This is a genomic window from Breznakia blatticola, from assembly GCF_004365815.1.
Taxonomy (GTDB): Bacteria; Bacillota_I; Bacilli_A; order Erysipelotrichales; family Erysipelotrichaceae; genus Breznakia; species Breznakia blatticola.
Map to the genome: position 1 here is coordinate 1 of NZ_SODD01000091.1, position 1,661 is coordinate 1,661.

General features: G+C 32.2%; 1 protein-coding gene. It reads left to right on the top strand.

What is annotated here, in order from left to right:
* Positions 1-297 precede the first annotated feature (297 nt).
* Positions 298-1,482 carry an IS110 family RNA-guided transposase gene (locus tag EDD63_RS11475; RefSeq protein WP_134171452.1) on the top strand — a complete coding sequence of 395 codons (1,185 nt, stop codon included), beginning with the start codon at positions 298-300 and terminating at the stop codon, positions 1,480-1,482.
* Positions 1,483-1,661 lie beyond the last annotated feature (179 nt).

The window sequence follows — 1,661 nt, forward strand, 5'->3', positions numbered from 1 at the left end:
CTCTCCTGGTATATTATAAATGACTCATGTAACAGTCATCTACAGCATACCTTTCCTTTCTATCAACCGTATTTAAACCATGGTTGATTATGGTTGGTGTTTCTTGTAAATTTGTCTTATGTGAATGTGGATTTGTATTTTCTCCTTGTGGCATTGACTACTTTAGATAGGTTCTCACCACTCCTTAAACCAAATTAATGATTAGTTAGATGAGTCTCGAATTCGTATCTTACACCAGGTTTTATGGTTTAAGTTTTGTGGATACCACATCACTGTATTTAAGAAAGGATGATTTTCATGAAATTAATTGGCATTGATATTGGGAAAAACAAACATTTCTTTTCCATCGTTAATCAAGTTGATGGTGAATTATTAATTGAACCATCTTCATTCTCAAACGATAAAGAAGGGTTTGATTCCTTAATTCAAAAACTATCAGCTTACACTAAAGATTCTATTTTGATTGGTATGGAAGATACTGGCCATTACCATTTTGCTTTACTAAAGTATTTAATAACCAAAAATTATACTGTAGCTTTAATAAACCCTAGGACCACTGATTTAACCCGCAGGCTCCATGGTGGTATCACCAAGAATGATAAACTTGATACTTTAACGATTTGCGAGGTTTTATCGAATCCAATCAAAAAAAAGCTCTATCGTATCGTTACAGCTAATTCATTTGAACTCTACGAGCAAAAATTACTAACTAGACATCATCATAACCTTAAAGAAGAAATCAATGTTTACACCAATCGATTACAAAAATGCATTGATATTGTCTTCCCTGAATTTAATCGTTTATTCAACTCCAAATATGGCACTGTTTATATCAATATCCTGAAAACCTTTGGTAGTGCTCAAAATATCGCAAATGCCGATATACGAAACATTCGAAAGTGTTTCGCACACCAGGGTAGAGGCAGAAGAATTGCTTTGAGTGCAGAGCAACTCAAAGACGCTGCTATCCTCTCTGTTGGATTTTCCACTGCTGCTGACGTAATTCAAATAAAACATTTGATCGATCAAATTGAATTGATCAAAGCTCAGTTATCAGAAGTAGATAAAAAAATAGAAGAGTTTTCGATCAAAAACAACTCTCCTATACTATCAATACCAGGGATTTCTCATTTTTCTGGTACTTCTATTTTAACTGAATTAGGAGACATTGCCAACTATAATAAACCATCTCAAATAATTAAATTTGCAGGTGTTGCACCGCTGCATTACGAATCAAGTCAATTCACTGCAGAGCATACTGCAATTACTAAGAAAGGGTCAAAGTACTTGAGAAAGACTTTGTATCAAATCATATTACCTGTAATTAATAATAGTGCAATATTTAAGAACTACTATCTCAAGAAGATATCACAAGGTAAGGGACACAGATGTGCCCAAGGTCATTGCATTCGAAAGTTACTTAGAATTATTTATCATTTATTAACAACTGAACAACAATTTGATGTAGCTCTGTTGCGTTAAATGGGTAAGCAAAACTATATTTTAAAATTTACCTATCTTAGGTTTTTCATAATGCCTAAATACAAATACATATTCACATTTCGAAGATCTACATTTATTTCACTATTGATATAAATCAAATAATCTATTTTCAAACTTTTTCATAAAACTACTTGATTTTAATATAGTTAGCTATCTAT